This is a genomic window from Neisseria sp. P0022.S010 (genome assembly GCF_051956635.1).
In genome coordinates, this window is the sequence record NZ_JBQCXF010000886.1 from 1 (window position 1) to 460 (window position 460).

Sequence of the window (460 nt, forward strand, 5' to 3'; positions counted from 1 at the left end):
ATCGGCAGCCCATATGGTTACCGCGACCGTCCTTGATGGTTACATTACCAGTACCGCCGCCCTTGGCTTTAACCTCGGCTTCAGCGTTCTTACCATCGGCACCATTTTCACCAGTCGCGCCAGTATCGCCTTCGGCACCAGTTGCACCTTCTTTGACGATAGTATTATTGGTGTTACCGTTACCGTCTTTGATGGTTACAGTATGAGTACCGTCGCCGTTGTCTTTAACGTCGGCTTCAGCGTTCTTACCATCGGCACCAGTGTCACCCTTCGCACCAGTCGCACCTTCTTTACCGGTGGTAGTAGTGTTGTTCACATCCCTATCTTTGCTGATCCCAATATGAGCACTTCCGCCGTTGTCTTTACCGTCGGATTCAACGTTTTTAACGTCTGTACCGGTTGCACCAGTTGTGCAAGTGTCGGATTTGGCACCAGCTGCACCGCTGTATCTTAGACACAG

The 460-nt window shown here is 51.3% G+C and carries 1 protein-coding gene; it reads right to left on the reverse strand.

Features of this window, described 5'->3' with window-relative positions:
* Window positions 1-460 (reverse strand): collagen-flanked surface repeat-containing protein (locus ACTHUT_RS21930; RefSeq protein WP_440419933.1); only part of this gene is annotated, 460 nt, incomplete at both ends.